The organism is Pseudomonas koreensis, from assembly GCF_024169245.1.
Taxonomy (GTDB): domain Bacteria; phylum Pseudomonadota; class Gammaproteobacteria; order Pseudomonadales; family Pseudomonadaceae; genus Aquipseudomonas; species Aquipseudomonas koreensis_F.
In genome coordinates this window covers 2395781-2411660 of sequence record NZ_JALJWP010000001.1, presented here as the reverse complement: position 1 = coordinate 2411660, position 15880 = coordinate 2395781, and the positions used below count along the sequence as shown (strand labels likewise).

17 protein-coding genes are annotated in these 15880 nt (G+C 59.8%); 8 read left to right on the top strand and 9 right to left on the bottom strand.

Features of this window, described 5'->3' with window-relative positions:
• Positions 1–192: 192 nt before the first annotated feature.
• Positions 193–1197: a nucleoid-associated protein YejK gene (gene yejK / locus J2Y90_RS10790; protein WP_039759184.1), complete on the top strand. Its 1005-nt coding sequence runs from the start codon at positions 193–195 to the stop codon at positions 1195–1197.
• Positions 1197–1547: a glutaredoxin family protein gene (locus tag J2Y90_RS10785; protein ID WP_253499278.1), complete on the top strand. Its 351-nt coding sequence runs from the start codon at positions 1197–1199 to the stop codon at positions 1545–1547. Before yejK ends, J2Y90_RS10785 begins: the two co-directional genes overlap by 1 nt.
• Positions 1548–1630: 83 nt before the next feature.
• On the opposite strand, the gene J2Y90_RS10780 is transcribed toward J2Y90_RS10785, so the two are convergent.
• From J2Y90_RS10780 to J2Y90_RS10760, 5 genes are all read right to left on the bottom strand, one after another.
• Complete coding sequence (locus J2Y90_RS10780; protein WP_253499275.1) at positions 1631–2566, bottom strand: glutathione S-transferase family protein; 936 nt, start codon at positions 2564–2566, stop codon at positions 1631–1633.
• A gap of 84 nt (positions 2567–2650) precedes the next feature.
• The gene (locus tag J2Y90_RS10775; RefSeq protein WP_253499273.1) at positions 2651–2953 is read right to left on the bottom strand and encodes a GIY-YIG nuclease family protein; all 303 of its coding nucleotides are present in this window, start codon (positions 2951–2953) and stop codon (positions 2651–2653) included.
• A 40-nt stretch (positions 2954–2993) separates the two neighbouring features.
• On the bottom strand, positions 2994–3464 hold the full coding sequence (locus J2Y90_RS10770) for a nuclear transport factor 2 family protein (protein WP_253499271.1): 471 nt from the start codon (positions 3462–3464) through the stop codon (positions 2994–2996).
• A gap of 189 nt (positions 3465–3653) precedes the next feature.
• The gene (locus J2Y90_RS10765) at positions 3654–4958 is read right to left on the bottom strand and encodes a CynX/NimT family MFS transporter (RefSeq protein ID WP_253499269.1); all 1305 of its coding nucleotides are present in this window, start codon (positions 4956–4958) and stop codon (positions 3654–3656) included.
• Complete coding sequence (locus J2Y90_RS10760; protein WP_253499267.1) at positions 4948–5607, bottom strand: FadR/GntR family transcriptional regulator; 660 nt, start codon at positions 5605–5607, stop codon at positions 4948–4950. The genes J2Y90_RS10765 and J2Y90_RS10760 overlap by 11 nt, the downstream gene beginning before the upstream one ends.
• A gap of 166 nt (positions 5608–5773) precedes the next feature.
• Here J2Y90_RS10760 and J2Y90_RS10755 point away from each other — a divergent pair, with 166 nt between their 5' ends.
• Both J2Y90_RS10755 and J2Y90_RS10750 read left to right on the top strand, forming a co-directional pair.
• On the top strand, positions 5774–6085 hold the full coding sequence (locus tag J2Y90_RS10755; RefSeq protein ID WP_253499265.1) for a type II toxin-antitoxin system MqsR family toxin: 312 nt from the start codon (positions 5774–5776) through the stop codon (positions 6083–6085).
• The gene (locus J2Y90_RS10750; RefSeq protein ID WP_253499263.1) at positions 6082–6567 is read left to right on the top strand and encodes a type II toxin-antitoxin system MqsA family antitoxin; all 486 of its coding nucleotides are present in this window, start codon (positions 6082–6084) and stop codon (positions 6565–6567) included. The genes J2Y90_RS10755 and J2Y90_RS10750 overlap by 4 nt, the downstream gene beginning before the upstream one ends.
• A gap of 54 nt (positions 6568–6621) precedes the next feature.
• On the opposite strand, the gene J2Y90_RS10745 is transcribed toward J2Y90_RS10750, so the two are convergent.
• The 4 genes from J2Y90_RS10745 to J2Y90_RS10730 form a co-directional block, all read right to left on the bottom strand.
• Positions 6622–7386, bottom strand: coding sequence for an amino acid ABC transporter ATP-binding protein (locus tag J2Y90_RS10745; protein WP_253499261.1), 765 nt, complete (start codon positions 7384–7386; stop codon positions 6622–6624).
• A 13-nt stretch (positions 7387–7399) separates the two neighbouring features.
• Positions 7400–8494, bottom strand: coding sequence for an amino acid ABC transporter permease (locus J2Y90_RS10740; protein WP_042607719.1), 1095 nt, complete (start codon positions 8492–8494; stop codon positions 7400–7402).
• Positions 8495–8504: 10 nt separating this feature from the next.
• On the bottom strand, positions 8505–9686 hold the full coding sequence (locus J2Y90_RS10735; RefSeq protein WP_253499258.1) for an amino acid ABC transporter permease: 1182 nt from the start codon (positions 9684–9686) through the stop codon (positions 8505–8507).
• 65 nt (positions 9687–9751) lie between these two features.
• Entirely contained in the window at positions 9752–10783 is a 1032-nt protein-coding gene (locus tag J2Y90_RS10730) for an amino acid ABC transporter substrate-binding protein (protein WP_090281876.1), read from the bottom strand.
• A gap of 468 nt (positions 10784–11251) precedes the next feature.
• Between J2Y90_RS10730 and J2Y90_RS10725 the strand changes: the two genes are divergently transcribed.
• The 4 genes from J2Y90_RS10725 to J2Y90_RS10710 all read left to right on the top strand — a co-directional run bounded on the left by J2Y90_RS10725 (position 11252) and on the right by J2Y90_RS10710 (position 15813).
• Complete coding sequence (locus J2Y90_RS10725) at positions 11252–11908, top strand: alpha/beta hydrolase (RefSeq protein WP_253499255.1); 657 nt, start codon at positions 11252–11254, stop codon at positions 11906–11908.
• A 96-nt stretch (positions 11909–12004) separates the two neighbouring features.
• Positions 12005–13483: an ATP-dependent RNA helicase RhlB gene (rhlB, locus tag J2Y90_RS10720; protein ID WP_253499252.1), complete on the top strand. Its 1479-nt coding sequence runs from the start codon at positions 12005–12007 to the stop codon at positions 13481–13483.
• A gap of 117 nt (positions 13484–13600) precedes the next feature.
• Entirely contained in the window at positions 13601–14554 is a 954-nt protein-coding gene (locus J2Y90_RS10715) for an ornithine cyclodeaminase family protein (protein ID WP_253499249.1), read from the top strand.
• A 131-nt stretch (positions 14555–14685) separates the two neighbouring features.
• Entirely contained in the window at positions 14686–15813 is a 1128-nt protein-coding gene (locus J2Y90_RS10710) for an NAD(P)/FAD-dependent oxidoreductase (RefSeq protein ID WP_253499246.1), read from the top strand.
• Positions 15814–15880: the final 67 nt, after the last annotated feature.

The following is a 15880-nucleotide window of genomic DNA, read 5'->3' as shown; positions in this document are numbered from 1 at the left end:
AGCGACAAGGAAATATCCGCCTCTAGCTACCCATTTGGTCAGCTTTATTGCGCTAAATCGGTAAAAAATCGCATAAGGCCGGGCGCGCGCCCCGGTTTTGCCGTGCAACCCGCGCCAAAACCAGTGGTTGCGGTACACTGAGCGCTTTTTCGGGGGAGCCTGCCTTCCTCCCTTCCAACAGCCGAGAAGCCCATGCCGATCCGTCATTGCATCGTCCACCTGATCGACAAAAAACCCGACGGCACGCCCGCAGTTCTGCACGCCCGTGACTCTGAACTGGCCGAGTCCGCCGCCATCGAAAACATGCTTGCCGACCTCAATGAAAGCTACAACGCCAAACAGGGCAAAGCCTGGGGCCTGTTCCATCCGGAATCCGGCGCGTTCCCCTTCAGCGGCTGGCTGAAGGAGTACATGGAAGGTGGGCGTGACTTCACCGCATTCAGCAAAGTCGCCGTCGAGCATCTGCAGAAGCTGATGGAAGAATCCAACCTGTCGGTGGGTGGCCACGTGCTGTTCGCCCACTACCAGCAAGGCATGACTGACTACCTGGCCATCGCCCTGCTGCACCACAGCGAAGGTGTGGCGGTAACCGACGAGCTCGACGTAACGCCTTCGCGCCATCTGGACCTTGGCCAATTACATCTGGCAGCGCGGATCAACGTTTCCGAATGGCAGAACAACAAGCAATCCAAACAGTACATCTCGTTCATCAAGGGCAAGAACGGCAAGAAGGTCTCGGAGTATTTCCGCGACTTCATCGGCTGCCAGGAAGGCGTAGACGGCCCCGGCGAAACGCGCACGCTGCTCAAGGCCTTCAGTGACTTTGTCGAGAGCGAAGACCTGCCGGAAGACTCGGCCCGCGAGAAAACCAAGACCCTGGTCGATTACGCCAGCAGCCAGGCCAAACTTGGCGAACCGATGGGCCTTGAGGAGCTGTCGGAGCTGATCGACGAAGAACGCCCGAAAGCCTTCTACGATCACATCCGCAACAAGGACTATGGCCTGTCGCCAGAGATTCCGGCAGACAAGCGCACCCTCAATCAATTTCGCCGCTTCACCGGCCGCGCCGAAGGCCTGTCGATCAGCTTCGAAGCGCACCTGCTGGGTTCGAAGATCGAATACGACGAAGAGAACGGCACCCTGATCATCAAAGGCCTGCCGACTTCGCTCACCGATCAGTTGAAGCGGCGTAACTGATGCTCGGCAATGTGCTGAAAAAGGTCGCCCTGGTGCTGCTGGTGGTCGTGGTCTATCAGAACTGGGGCAAGATCGAGCGCGTGTTCAATCCCTCGCAGATGCTCTCGCAGCAGACGCAGGCGCAGGCCAATGTCGTGCTCTACGCCACCGACTGGTGCGGCTACTGCAAGCAGACCAAACGCTTTCTCGACAGCAAGGGCATACCGTTCAAGGAGTTTGATATCGAGAAGGATGCCGATGCGCGCAAGGCGTACGAGGCATTGGGTGGACGCGGCATTCCGCTGATCGATGTGAACGGCACGTTGATTCGCGGGTTCGATCCTGACGAAATCCTCGCAGCCCTGAAATAAAATCAGGATCAAAAGATCGCAGCCTTCGGCGGCTCCTACATGAGATCGGTGTAGGAGCTGCCGAAGGCTGCGATCTTTTGCTTTTAGCGCGCTTCGATGCGGAAGCCGAAGCGTGGAAAGTGCACATGCACCACGCCGCCACGTTCGTCTTCACGGCGAATGATCAGCTCTTCACTGCCAGCAAACAGCAACTCACCCAGCACCGGATCAACCCCGTAATCCGTCGCTGCAATCGCCACTTGCTGCCCCGCTTGGAACCCGTTCGGATCAACGAACTGCTCATCCGGCAATACAGCTGGCGTCGCGTTACGCGCTACCTCTAATGCCTCGGCGGAAGACATCTCGCTTGCCGCCCCATGGCCGAGCCCCATCACCCGACCCAGCCACGCCGCAACCGCCGGATACTCATCCACCAGCGGCGCCGTCACGTGGGTCGCCTTGAGGAACCATAGCGGATGGGCCAGGGCGAAGTCGGCAATCGATGGTTCGCCAAACAGGAAGTCACCCTGCTCGCGCTGCAACTGCTGCTCCAGCCGCGCCATGATCGTCGGCCACTGATGCTTGGCCTGCTCGGCGGACAGACGCGTGGCGCTGCCGCCGCTGAACAAACCGGCACGATCGGCGAGAAACGCCTTGATCGCTTCCGGCGGCAATTTGCCGAAACGCACGGCCACCGACTCCGGCTGGAATACGAGGCTCACCGCGTGTTGAAACACCACCGAGTCGGCCCACGCAGCAAAACTGGCGCTGGTCATCTCCTGGCCTTCGGGGAAGAACGCCGGCAGGGCTTTTTCCTGTTCCAGGCGTCGAGCGATCAGTGCGGTGTCGCAATAAATGTCTGCGCCAATCTGCAGCACCGGCGTCTTGCGGTAGCCACCGGTCAGGGCGGTCAGATCAGGCTTGGGCATCACCGGCGAGATATGCACCGAACGCCAGGACAGGCCTTTGAAACCCAGCAGCAGGCGGGCCTTTTCGGCAAATGGAGAGGTCGGGTAATGGTGCAGAATCAACTCGGACATGCTCGGCTCCGCCGCTGGAAAAGTGAATCCGCAGCTTAGCGTGCATTACCTGACAGGCCTACAGATCTGCCTGATGGGAACCAATCAGTCAGATTGATAAGACGCGACGAGGCATTCCTTGGCGCTCTTGCGCAGCTTCTTGATCAGCCGTTCCTGGCGCAAAGCATCGCTTTTGTCGCGGCACAATTCGGTGTAGACCAACGCCATCGCCGGGCTGGAGAGAAAGAACCGCGCCCCCTTGCCGCTCTGGTGCTTGGCGAAACGCCGCACCGGGTCGTCGCTGATCCCGCAGTACAACGAGCCATTGGCAGCACGCACGAGGTAAACGAACCAGGATTTGCACACTGGTTCGGCAGCGTCGACGGATTTTTCGCTTAGGCTGGTCACTTCGGGATATGAACGTGTAGGAAAACAGGCGGCGATCTTATCAGCGCCCGGCCTGAAATGCCTTCAGTCCCTTGCGCGCCTGCGCCCGCACGGCGTTGCGTACCAACGGCGTCCAGCCCAGCAGCAGGCCTTTGAAACCCAAAGCTTGACGTGACCAGCGCCACAGATCGAAGTGATCGTGGTGCTCGCAGATCTTGCCATCCCGGAACACGAAGCGCGCCTGGATATCGTTGACCACGACGTTGCCGGTCTGGCTGAACAGGTAAGTCGCCACCCAATGCGCGCCACCGGTGCGCTCATCGGCGCGGACGTTGTCGAAGGTTAACGAGAAGTCTTTGGCGCGGGTGGTGAGCATGCGCCACATGTCGCCGGCATCGCGCCCGTGCAGCTCGCCGAAGGCCGGGTCGCTGAACACCACATCGTCGGTGTAGCAGGCGGCCATGGCTTCTGCGTCAAGGCGCTGAAAGGCTTGGTAGAAGCGGTTGATCAGGGCGCTGTGGGCTTCGCTCAAGGCAATCTCCAAAGAAATAGGTACAGATTGCCAGCACCATAATCCGCCGCGCGAAGAAACACTATCGGCAATACGCAAAACCCTTGTGGGAGCGAGCCTGCTCGCGAAGGCAATTCAACATTCAACATCTATGTTGATCGAAACACCCTTTCGCGAGCAGGCTCGCTCCCACATTTGCAACCAGTGCATTCAGATCTTCTCGCTTTGCACCTGCACATACAATGCCCGCCCGGCACCCAGCCCGGCCAGGATCGCACCGGCGCCGATAATGCCGAAGATCCAGCCCAGCGCATTCCAGCCGCCGGTCCAGTCATGCACCACGCCCACGGCGAACGGCCCCATCGACGCCAGCGTGTAGCCAAAGCCCTGGGACATGCTCGACAGGTTCGCCGCGACATGGGCATCGCGCGAACGCAGCACGATCAGCGTCAATGCCAGACTGAACGTTCCGCCCTGCCCCAGCCCGAGCAGAATCGCCCAGCCCCACAGACCTTCGATCGGTGCATAGAGGCAGCCGAACAGGCCGGCCAGGGTCAGCGCCATGACTACCACGATCGCCAGACGCTGATCCTTGCCACGGGTCGCCAGCCATGGCGCGGCCAGCGAACTGGCCAGTTGAATGATCACCGAACCGGACAGCACCAATCCTGCCTGCGTCGGTGTCAGCCCGCGCCCGATGAGGATCGACGGCAACCAGCCGAAGACGATGTAGGCCAGCGACGATTGCAGGCCCATGTACAAGGTCACCTGCCAGGCCAGCGGGTCACGCAGCAAGCCGCGCACGCGATAGGCGACGTTGTGTGCGCCATGTTTGGAGCCGACTTGTGGCAGCCAGAAAACCGCCGCCACCAATGCTGGAATCACCCAGAAGCCCAGGCCCATCGCCCAACTGTTGCCGAAGTGTTCACTCAGCGGCACGGTCGAACCCGCCGCCATCGCCGCGCCCAGACACAGGGCCATGGTGTAGACGCCGGTCATGGTCCCGGCGTGTTTGGCGAAGTCGCGTTTGACGATGCCCGGCAGCAGCACGCCAACGATACCGATACTGGCACCGCCGAGGACGCTGCCGGCGAACAAGCCGATCTCACCGAAATTGCTGCGCAGGATAATCCCGCCGGCCAGCGTCAGCAGAATCCCCAGCACCACCCGTTCAGCGCCGAAACGTCGCGCCAGGATCGGCGCCAGCGGCGCGAACAGGCCCAGGCACAGCACCGGCAACGTGGTCAGCAAGCCCGCCTGTGCCGCAGACAGTCCGAGACTTCTAGAGACCTCGCTAAGCAGCGGCGCCATGCTTGACAACGCCGGACGCAGGTTCAATGCCACCAGAATCAGCCCGAGCAGCAACAGCCACGGGCGTTTTACCAACGGATGGCTTTGCTGCACCTGCTCGTCATCAGCCTCGGCATCGATCAGCAACTCATCCAGCTCGGGGGTGCGTTTCGACGCTGTGGATAACTCAGTGCGGGACATGGTTTTCTCGGTTTCAAGGTTCATTGATCAACTGCCTCGACAAGGCTTTGGCCCGTTCCGGGTCGCGTTGCTCGACCGCATCGAGCAAGTCGATATGCAAGTCGAACACTTCCTGGCGGCGCGGGGAGATATTCAGGGTCTGGCGCAATTGCGCGCCGACGATGCTGGAGAAATAGCGATACAGCTCGCTGAGGGTCGGGTTATGCGCGGCGTCGACCAGACGCCGATGGAACACCAGATCGCAGGCGATGTAGGTGTCGAGATCGCCGTGGTAGTGACTGCCACTGGTACCGAGCGCTTCGCGCAGTGCCGCCAGATCCTCATCGGTACGGCGCAACGCCGCCAGGCCGATGGCCTCGACTTCAAGGATGTGCCGGGTTTCCCGGGCCTGCTCCAGGGAACAGCGGGACAACGCCTTCAGCGTATCCAGCGGATCAACCACTGCACGCAGATAACTGCCGTCGCCCTGACGAATTTCGATCAGCCCGGAAAACGCCAGAACGCGCATCGCTTCGCGCACCGTGTTGCGGCTGATGCCCAGCTCGGCGCACAGCTCAGGCTCCGTCGGTAGCCGCTCTCCGACCTGCCACGCACCGCTGTTGATGCGCTGACGCAGTTGGTCCAGCGCCTGATCGACCAAGGATCGCTTGATCAAGGGGAAAATTTCGGACATGAGCCTCACCTTTTCATCCAATCATAGGATGAATTTTCCGACATGTTAGTCAGACCCATGTAGGACGGCAACCACCTAGGGTCAATCGGAGACACATGGCGCGGCATTTTCGATTGGTCAAAATTACCCTTTAAGGGTAATTTCAGGGACAGGGTTTTGGCTTCTTATGGAAAAGAACACACCCCATTACGACTTGGCGGTGATCAAGGCGGAAGTCAGGAGACTAGGCTGGAGGGCATTTACACACTCAGCAAGGAAAACCGGTTCCGAGATGGAGCTGACACTTGCAGACATGCAGGAAGTCGTCTTCATGCTGCAGCGCAACATGCTCTACAAGTCGATGACTACCTATGACAACCACCATATCTGGCAGGACGTCTATCACATCAATTCACATGGTCTGGAGATTTACATAAAGGTGTCATATCACAATTACAGACGCCCGCCCGTGATCTCCTTCAAGGAGAACAAATCATGAATACGCAACAGTGCTTCAGTTGCGGTGCCTCTGAAGGAATGGTGCATTTCGAAGGTCGAGGCGAAACGGTGAGCGTAAAGGGAATGGAGCGCCGAGTTGAGGACCTGTCAGGTTGGGAGTGCCTGAAGTGCGGAGAAGTCGAACTCGATGAGGTGTGCGGGCAGCGCTACTCGGACGCATGCGATGAGCTCGTTATCGCCAGCAGAAGAATGATCGGCAACGAATTGAAAAAAATTCGCCGGAAACTGCATCTGACACAAAAGGAAACGGTGCAATTGCTGTCCGGCGGTGGACACAATGCATTTTCACGTTACGAACGCGGCGAGGTACTACCGCCGAAGGCGTTGGTACTGCTCATGCGTCTGCTGGACCGCTACCCAGACTTGCTGGCAGATGCCAGAGTCTTGGCAGAAGGCGCTGATTTGAGAGGAGCATTTACGTTCACCGAGCACTTAACGCGCCAATCTCTAACCGCTTCCTGACCTCCCAAAACAACCAACCCGACACATGGCCGGGTTGGTTTTATACATCCGCCATCAATGCAAAATCTGACTCAAGAACAACTTGGTCCGATCATTCTGCGGGTTATCGAAGAAGTCGTTCGGCGCCGCCTGTTCAACGATCTCGCCCTTGTCCATGAAGATCACGCGGTTGGCCACGGTGCGGGCGAAGCCCATTTCGTGGGTTACGCAGAGCATGGTCATGCCGTCTTCGGCCAGGCCGATCATGGTGTCGAGAACCTCTTTGACCATTTCCGGATCGAGTGCTGAAGTCGGTTCGTCGAACAGCATGATTTTCGGCTTCATGCACAGGGCGCGGGCGATCGCCACACGCTGTTGCTGACCGCCGGACAGTTGCCCCGGATACTTGTGCGCCTGCTCCGGAATGCGTACGCGCTCCAGGTAATGCATGGCGATTTCCTCGGCCTTGCGCTTGGGCATCTTGCGCACCCACATCGGCGCCAGGGTGCAGTTCTGCAATATGGTCAGGTGCGGGAACAGGTTGAAGTGCTGGAACACCATGCCGACTTCGCGGCGGATCGCTTCGATCTGCTTGAGGTCGTTGGTCAGTTCCACGCCATCGACGACGATGCGGCCCTGCTGGTGTTCTTCCAGACGATTCAGGCAACGAATCGTGGTGGATTTACCGGAACCCGACGGGCCGCACAGCACGATGCGCTCGCCCTGCCTGACGTTGAGATTGATGTCTTTGAGTACGTGAAACTGGCCGTACCACTTGTTCACGCCCTGCATCTGGATGATGCCTTCCGGATCCACAGGCTTTTTGATTGCTTCGCTCATTTACAGAGAACTCCTAACGCTTGTGGCCAGTGTCGAGCTTGCGTTCCAGATGCATGGAATAGCGCGACATACCAAAACAGAAAATCCAGAACACCAGGGCGGCGAACACGTAGCCTTCAGTGGCCATGCCCAGCCATTTCGGGTCGGCGGCGGCTTGCTTGACGCTGTTGAGCAGGTCGAACAGGCCGATGATGATCACCAGGCTGGTGTCCTTGAACAGCGCAATGAACGTGTTGACGATGCCCGGAATCACCAGCTTCAGGGCTTGCGGCAGAATCACCAGGCCCATCGAACGCCAGTAACCGAGGCCCATCGCCGCAGCCGCTTCGTACTGCCCTTTGGGAATCGCTTGCAGACCGCCGCGCACCACTTCGGCGACGTAGGCCGACTGGAACAGGATCACGCCAATCAGCGCCCGCAGCAGTTTGTCGAAGTTCATGCCTTCGGGCAGGAACAGCGGCAGCATCACCGAGGACATGAACAACACCGTGATCAACGGCACGCCGCGCCAGAACTCGATGAACGTCACGCAGACCACACGAATCGCCGGCATGTTCGAACGCCGTCCCAGCGCCAGCACGATGCCCAGCGGCAGCGCTCCGGCGATACCAACCGTGGCAATCACCAGGGTCAGCATCAGCCCGCCCCACTGGCTGGTCGGTACGGTGGTCAGACCGAACCCGCCGTGCAACAAGGTGAAGGCGATGATCGGGTACAGCACCAGGAAGCTCAGGCCATAGACCGCTTTACGCGGCATGCGCGAGATGAACAGCGGTGCTGCGCCGATGACCGCCAGCCACACGGTCAGGTCGACGCGCCAGCGTAGTTCGGTCGGGTAGTAGCCGTACATGAACTGGCCGAACCGCTGCTGAATAAACACCCAGCAGGCGCCTTCCTTGGTGCAGTCGGCGCGGGTGGTGCCAACCCAGTTGGCATCGACGATGGCCCAACTGAGGATCGGAGGTACCACGAGATAAATCAAGTAGAACGCAAACAGCGTCAGCAGGGTGTTGAGCCAGCTGGAGAACATGTTCGCGCGCATCCACGCCACCACGCCGATGCTGCTGTTGGGTGGAGGCATGTCGGGTTTGAAAGTATGAGTGCTCATGCGCTTTTCCTTACCGCTCGATCAGCGCAATGCGCTTGTTGTACCAGTTCATCAGCAGGGAAATGCTGATACTGATCGCCAGGTACACGCTCATGGTGATGGCAATCACTTCGATGGCCTGCCCGGTCTGGTTGAGCACGGTGCCAGCGAACAGCGACACCATCTCCGGATAACCGATACCGGCGGCCAGCGAAGAGTTTTTCGCCAGGTTGAGGTATTGGCTGGTCAGCGGTGGAATGATCACGCGCAGGGCTTGCGGGATGATCACCTTGCGCAGGGTCGGGCCGTTGCGCAGGCCGAGGGAGCGCGCCGCTTCGGTCTGGCCATGGCTGACCGACTTGATCCCGGAACGCACGATCTCGGCGATGAACGCTGCGGTGTACACCGTGAGTGCGAGGGTCAAGGCCAGCAGTTCCGGGATCAGCACCCAGCCGCCGACAAAGTTGAAGCCCTTGAGCTCAGGCAACTCCCAGTGCAGCGGAGCGCCGAAGATCAGCGCGCACAGGGTCGGGATCACCAACAGAATCGCCAGGCCAGTCCAGAACTTGTGGAACGGTACGCCGGTTTCTTCGAAGCGCTTGTTGGCCCAGCGGCACATCAGCACGATGCCGCCGATCGCCAGCACGATGCTGATCACGAACGCCCAGAAGCCGTCCGCAGCCAGTGCGGCCGGCATGTTCAGGCCACGGCTGCTGACGAAGAAGGTGTCGCCGAAGTTGTGGCTGTTGCGCGGTCCCGGCATGGTCAGGAACACCGCGAAGTACCAGAACAGGATCTGCAGCAGTGGCGGAATGTTGCGGAACACTTCCACATACACCGTCGCCAGTTTGGCGATGATCCAGTTCTGCGACAGCCGCGCCACGCCGACGATGAAACCGAGGATCGTCGCCAGAATCACGCCGATAAAGGTCACCAGGAGGGTGTTGAGCAGGCCGATGACAAACACCCGCGCGTAGCTGTCCGCTTCGGTGTAGTCGATCAGGTGTTGAGCGATGCCGAACCCGGCACTGCGCTCCAGAAAGCTGAAACCGGAGGTGATGCCCCGGTGCTGAAGGTTGGTTTGCGTATTGTCGAACAGGTACCAGCCAAGCGAGACCACCGCCACAACCGTGATGATCTGGAATAGCCACGCACGCACTCGTGGATCGCTGAGGCTGAGCCTCTGCTTTGGTGCGCCGATAGAATTTTGCATGAAGTGCCCCGAAAGAAATGGAACAGAACATCGCCCGGCGGTTGGCCCGCCGGGCGATAGAACCATTAGCGCACTGGTGGTGCGTACTGAATGCCGCCGTTGTTCCACAGGGCGTTCAGGCCACGGTCGATTTCCAGCGGAGTGCTCTTGCCGAGGTTTTTCTCGAAGATTTCACCGTAGTTGCCGACTTGCTTGACGATCTGCACAACCCAGTCTTTCGGCAGTTTCAGGTCTTTGCCGTATTCGCCGTCAGCGCCGAGCATACGGGCCACGTCCGGGTTCTTGGTCGACTTGGCTTCAGCTTCGACGTTCTTCGAAGTGATGCCGGCTTCTTCGGCATTGAGCAGCGCGTAGCCAACCCAACGCACGATGGCCAGCCACTCGTCGTCGCCGTTACGCACGACCGGACCCAGTGGTTCTTTGGAAATGGTCTCCGGCAGAACTACGTAGTCCTTAGGCGAGGCCAGCTTGCTGCGCTGGGCGAACAGCTGGGACTTGTCGGAGGTCAGCACGTCGCAACGACCGGATTCCAGCGACTTGGCGCTTTCATCGGAGGTGTCGAAGGTGATCGGGGTGTATTTCAGACCGTTGCCACGGAAGTAGTCGGAAACGTTCAGCTCGGTGGTGGTACCGGCCTGGATGCAGATGGTAGCGCCGTCGAGCTCTTTGGCACTTTTCACGCCCAGCTTGTTGTTCACCAGAAAGCCGATGCCGTCGTAGTAGGTGATGAAGCCCGGGAATTTCAGGCCCATGCCCGCGTCACGGGAGCTGGTCATGGTGGTGTTGCGCGACAGGATGTCGATCTCGCCCGATTGCAGCGCGGTGAAGCGCTCCTTGGCGTTCAACTGGCTGAACTTGACCTTGCTGGCATCGCCGAAAACGGCTGCGGCCACAGCGCGGCAGACGTCGGCGTCGATGCCGAGGATCTTGCCGGTCGCATCCGGTACCGAGAAGCCCGGCAGACCGTCGCTCACGCCACACTGCACGAAACCTTTTTTCTGTACCGCATCCAGGGTTGCACCCGCCTGAGCGAACCCGCTGACGCCGAGTACTGCTGCAGCAGTCACGACCGCCAGAGTGGATTTCAACATCTTCATTCAAACCTCCAGTTTTGCTCTTGTTGTGTCGGAGCTTGAGCCCTGTCGCACCCTTTTGAGGCGTTGTTGACCCGTGTTGGCTTTTTTTGGGGTCAACCGACGTAAGACCTTCGCTATGAGTCTAGTAGGAGAAAATCCACATCATGGATCACTCACTTCTCACCAATCGGCCGAACGGGCTGTAGCCCTTTCACGTTCGCTAAGCCCGTAGCGGCCATTGGCGAACATCCATCACCGGATTCGTTGCTGTCCCATCGCGCGACGTAGACTGATAGTGTTACCGACACGCGTAGGACGCTTCGTACGGAATCCTCCATAGCAAAGGCCGTACCACACCGCTTGCCAAAGTGATTGCGCGACACGTCAATAGCTAAACTTGTAACCTTGCGACATCTTGTTAACGGATCAACCGGGCGCGCACTTCAATCACGCACTCAATGAGAGCGCCCGCACATTTTTGGAGCAGACATGACCGAGCCCTTGATTCTTCAGCCTGTAAAGCCCGCAGATGCCTGCGTAATCTGGCTGCACGGCCTCGGCGCCGACCGTTACGACTTCCTGCCGGTCGCCGAGGCGCTGCAGGTAACTCTGCTGAGCACACGTTTTGTGCTGCCCCAGGCACCCACCCTTCCAGTGACGATAAATGGCGGATATGCCATGCCCAGCTGGTACGACATCAAAGCGATGAGCCCGGCGCGGGCGATTGACCGTGACCAGTTGGAAGCGTCGGCAGATCGCATCATCGAACTGATCGAAGGCGAGCGCGCCAGCGGAATAGACGCCTCGCGGATTTTTCTTGCCGGGTTTTCGCAAGGCGGTGCGGTGGTGCTGCATACCGCATTTGTGAAATGGCAGGGGCCGTTGGGTGGGGTGCTGGCGTTGTCGACATATGCGCCGACCTTCACTGACGAGATGGAGCTTTGCGCCAGTCAGCAGCGAATTCCTGCGCTGTGTCTGCACGGTCAGTTCGATGGGGTGGTGCAGAACTCGATGGGGCGCAGTGCCTATGAGCATTTGGTGAAGCATGGTGTCACCGTGACATGGCAGGAATACCCAATGGAGCACGAAGTGTTACCTGAAGAGATTCGCGACATCGGCGTCTGGTTGAGCGAACGCCTGCGCTGATTGGCGACCAATCCCTGCCCTTTGATCCCTCCTACTACGCCGCGCCCAATTCTTGCATTACACTGGCCGGCGTACATTCCTTAACCAATTGATGAGATGACCGTGCTCAAAGCACTCAAGAAGATGTTCGGTAAAAGCGAGGCTGAGCAGCTCGCGCCAGTTTCCAGCGCGCCGTCGCACGCCCCCGGTCATCGCACCGATGCCCCGCAGGCCGACCGCCCCGCTCCCGCAGCCACACCGAAGCCAGAAGAAAAACCCGCTACGGCCGCGCCAATTGCCGTCGAGCCTGCGCGCAGCGAAGCGCCGAAACCGGCCAGACCGCGTCGCGAACCGAAGCCCAAGGCACCGGTAATTCCATGGAAACTCGAAGACTTCGTCGTCGAGCCACAGGAAGGCAAAACCCGCTTTCACGATTTCAAGCTTGCTCCGGAACTGATGCACGCCATTCAGGACCTGGGCTTTCCGTATTGCACGCCGATCCAGGCGCAGGTGCTGGGCTTCACCCTCGCCGGCAAAGACGCCATCGGCCGCGCGCAGACCGGCACCGGCAAGACCGCCGCGTTCCTGATCTCGATCATCACCCAATTGCTGCAGACGCCGCCGCCGAAAGAGCGCTACATGGGCGAACCGCGCGCACTGATCATCGCGCCGACCCGCGAGCTGGTGGTGCAGATCGCCAAGGACGCCGCCGACCTGACCAAGTACACCGGCCTCAACGTGATGACGTTCGTCGGTGGCATGGACTTCGACAAACAGCTCAAGCACCTCGAAGCGCGCCATTGCGACATTCTCGTTGCGACACCGGGCCGCTTGCTCGACTTCAACCAGCGCGGCGACGTGCACCTGGACATGGTCGAAGTGATGGTGCTGGACGAAGCCGACCGCATGCTCGACATGGGTTTCATCCCGCAGGTTCGGCAGATCATTCGCCAGACACCGCCGAAGTCCGAGCGCCAGACCTTGCTGTTCTCCGCGACCTTCACCGAAGACGTAATGAATCTCGCCAAGCAATGGACCACCGACCCGGCCATTGTCGAAATCGAAATTACCAACGTCGCCAATGAAAACGTCGAGCAGCACATCTACGCCGTGGCCGCAGCCGACAAATACAAACTGCTCTACAACCTGGTCAACGACAACGGTTGGGAGCGGGTCATCGTCTTTGCCAACCGCAAGGACGAAGTGCGCCGTATCGAAGAGCGCCTGGTGCGTGATGGCATCAACGCCGCGCAGTTGTCCGGCGACGTGCCGCAGCACAAGCGCATCAAGACCCTGGAAGGTTTCCGCGAAGGCAAGATTCGTGTGCTGGTGGCCACCGATGTCGCCGGTCGCGGTATTCATATCGACGGCATCAGCCACGTGATCAATTTCACCCTGCCGGAAGTGCCGGACGACTACGTGCACCGCATCGGCCGTACCGGTCGCGCGGGCGCGGACGGTGTATCGATCAGCTTCGCCGGTGAGGACGACTCCTATCAGTTGCCGTCCATCGAAGAAAAGCTCGGTCGCAAGATCAGCTGCGAAACGCCGCCGACGCATCTGCTGCGCGCAGTTGAGCGCAAGCGCCCGCAGTAAAGCGCAAGAAATGAAAAAGCGCAGCCGGAAACGGACTGCGCTTTTTTTATGCCTGAAGGTTGCCCAACAAAACTAAAAGTCCATAATGGAAAAATAAGTTTAGTTTTGGAGCGCGAAATGTCCAGTACGCCGTATGTGATCGATCAAGCCCACGCCCGTGAACTGCTGGCCCGAATCGATGTGCCGCAGATCCTGCGCCAGCTGTTTCGCGATCTCGCCTGCGGTAACGCCGTGCAGCCAGCTCAGCAATTGGTGGAGTTTCCGCAAGGTGCCGGCGATTTCATCAATTATCTGGGCGTGCTGGCCAAGGACGGCGTATACGGCATGAAAACCTCGCCGTACATCGTTCGCGAGCAGGGCGCACTGGTGACGGCCTGGACACTATTGATGTCGATGAAAACCGGCCAGCCGCTGCTGCTCTGCGATGCCGGTGAGCTGACCACCGCCCGCACCGCCGCGACCACGGCTGTAGCGGTTGACGCTCTCGCGCCGTTGAATGCGCAACGACTGGCGATCATCGGCAGCGGCAAGGTCGCTCAGGCGCACCTGCACTACGTCAAATCGTTGCGCGACTGGCAGAGCATTAGTCTGTATTCGCCATCGCTCAAGGAAGATGCCGAAACACAAGCCGTGTTGAAGGCCATCGCGCCGTCACTGAAGATTGCCGACAACTGCAAGACCGCCATCGCGGAAGCCGACGTGATCATGCTCTGCACCTCATCCGCCGGCCCGGTCATTGATCCCGCAGCATTGAGCAAACCGGCCCTGATCACCTCGATCAGCACCAACGCCCCACGCGCCCACGAGGTGCCACCGCAGAGTCTCAACGACATGCAGGTGTTCTGCGACTATCGTCTGACCACGCCGGGGTCGGCGGGTGAGATGTTGATTGCCGCCGAACAGCATGGATGGCACAAGGAATCGATTGTGGGCGACCTGGCGGATCTGCTCAGCGACAAAGTACCGAGGCCCGATTACCAGCGGCATGTGTTTTTCCGCTCGATCGGTTTGGGTCTGGAAGACATTGCCTTGGCCAATGCCGTTTATCACCTCACCACAAATCCCTTGTAGGAGTGAGCCTGCTCGCGATAGCGGTCTGACATTCGATATTGATGTCGGCTGATCGACCGCTATCGCGAGCAGGCTCACTCCTACAGGGGGCGGCGTCATTTCTGGATATCGCGTACACACCGGAGAGTTTCATGAACCACGCAGATTTCATCATCATCGGCGGCGGGATTGCCGGCGCTTCCACCGGGTTCTGGCTGGCGCCGCACGGCAAAGTGATCGTGCTCGAGCGTGAAACCCATCCCGGCTATCACTCCACCGGTCGTTCCGCCGCGCTGTACACCGCTGCCTACGGCACCGCACAGGTACGCGCTTTGACCCAAGCCAGCCGCGCCTTCTTCGACCATCCTCCAAGCGGTTTCTGCGAGCATCCGCTGCTGACCCCGCGCGGCGAAATGACCGTCGACTTCATCGGTGATCCTGCAGAACTGAACAATCAATACCTCAGCGCCAAAGCCACCGTGCCGCAGATGCAACTGCTCAGCGCCGACGAAGCCTGCGCACGCCTGCCGATCCTGCGCCGGGACAAAGTCCATGGCGCGATCTACGACCCTTCGGCCTGCGATATCGACACCGACGCGCTGCATCAGGGCTACCTGCGCGGCATCCGACGCAATCACGGCGAAGTCCATACCGATTGCGAAGTGCTCGGCGTGAGCCGCGATGCCGATGGCCTGTGGATCGTGCAGACCAATGGCGAGACATTCAGCGCACCGGTGCTCATCAACGCCGCCGGTGCCTGGGCCGACAGGATCGGTGCCCTCGCCGGTGCGCAGCCGCTGGGGCTGCAACCGAAACGTCGCGCTGCATTTATCTTTGCCGGCCCGGAAGGCGTGGATATTCATCACTGGCCGATGCTGGTCAGCCTCGACGAATCCTTCTACATGAAACCCGACGCCGGCATGTTCCTCGGCTCGCCGGCCAACGCCGACCCGGTCGAACCGCACGACGTGCAGCCGGAAGAACTCGACATCGCCATGGGCATTTATCAGATCGAAGAGGCCACCACGCTGACCATCCGCCGCCCGACTCGCACCTGGGCCGGTCTGCGCAGTTTCGTGGCGGACGGTGATCTGCTCAGCGGTTTCGATTCAAAAGTGCCGGGGCTGTTCTGGGTCGCCGCGCAGGGCGGTTACGGTATCCAGACGTCGCCGGCGATGGGACAGGCCAGTGCGGCGCTGGTGCGCGGTGAGCCGTTCCCAGAGCACCTGCAGCAATTCGGCCTCGACAGCGCCATGCTCTCCCCCGCCCGCCTCGCTTGAGCGCGCCTGCGGATGACTCACTGAAAAGATTGCGGCACACTCGCAGCGCCCCGGCACAAGGGGCGCT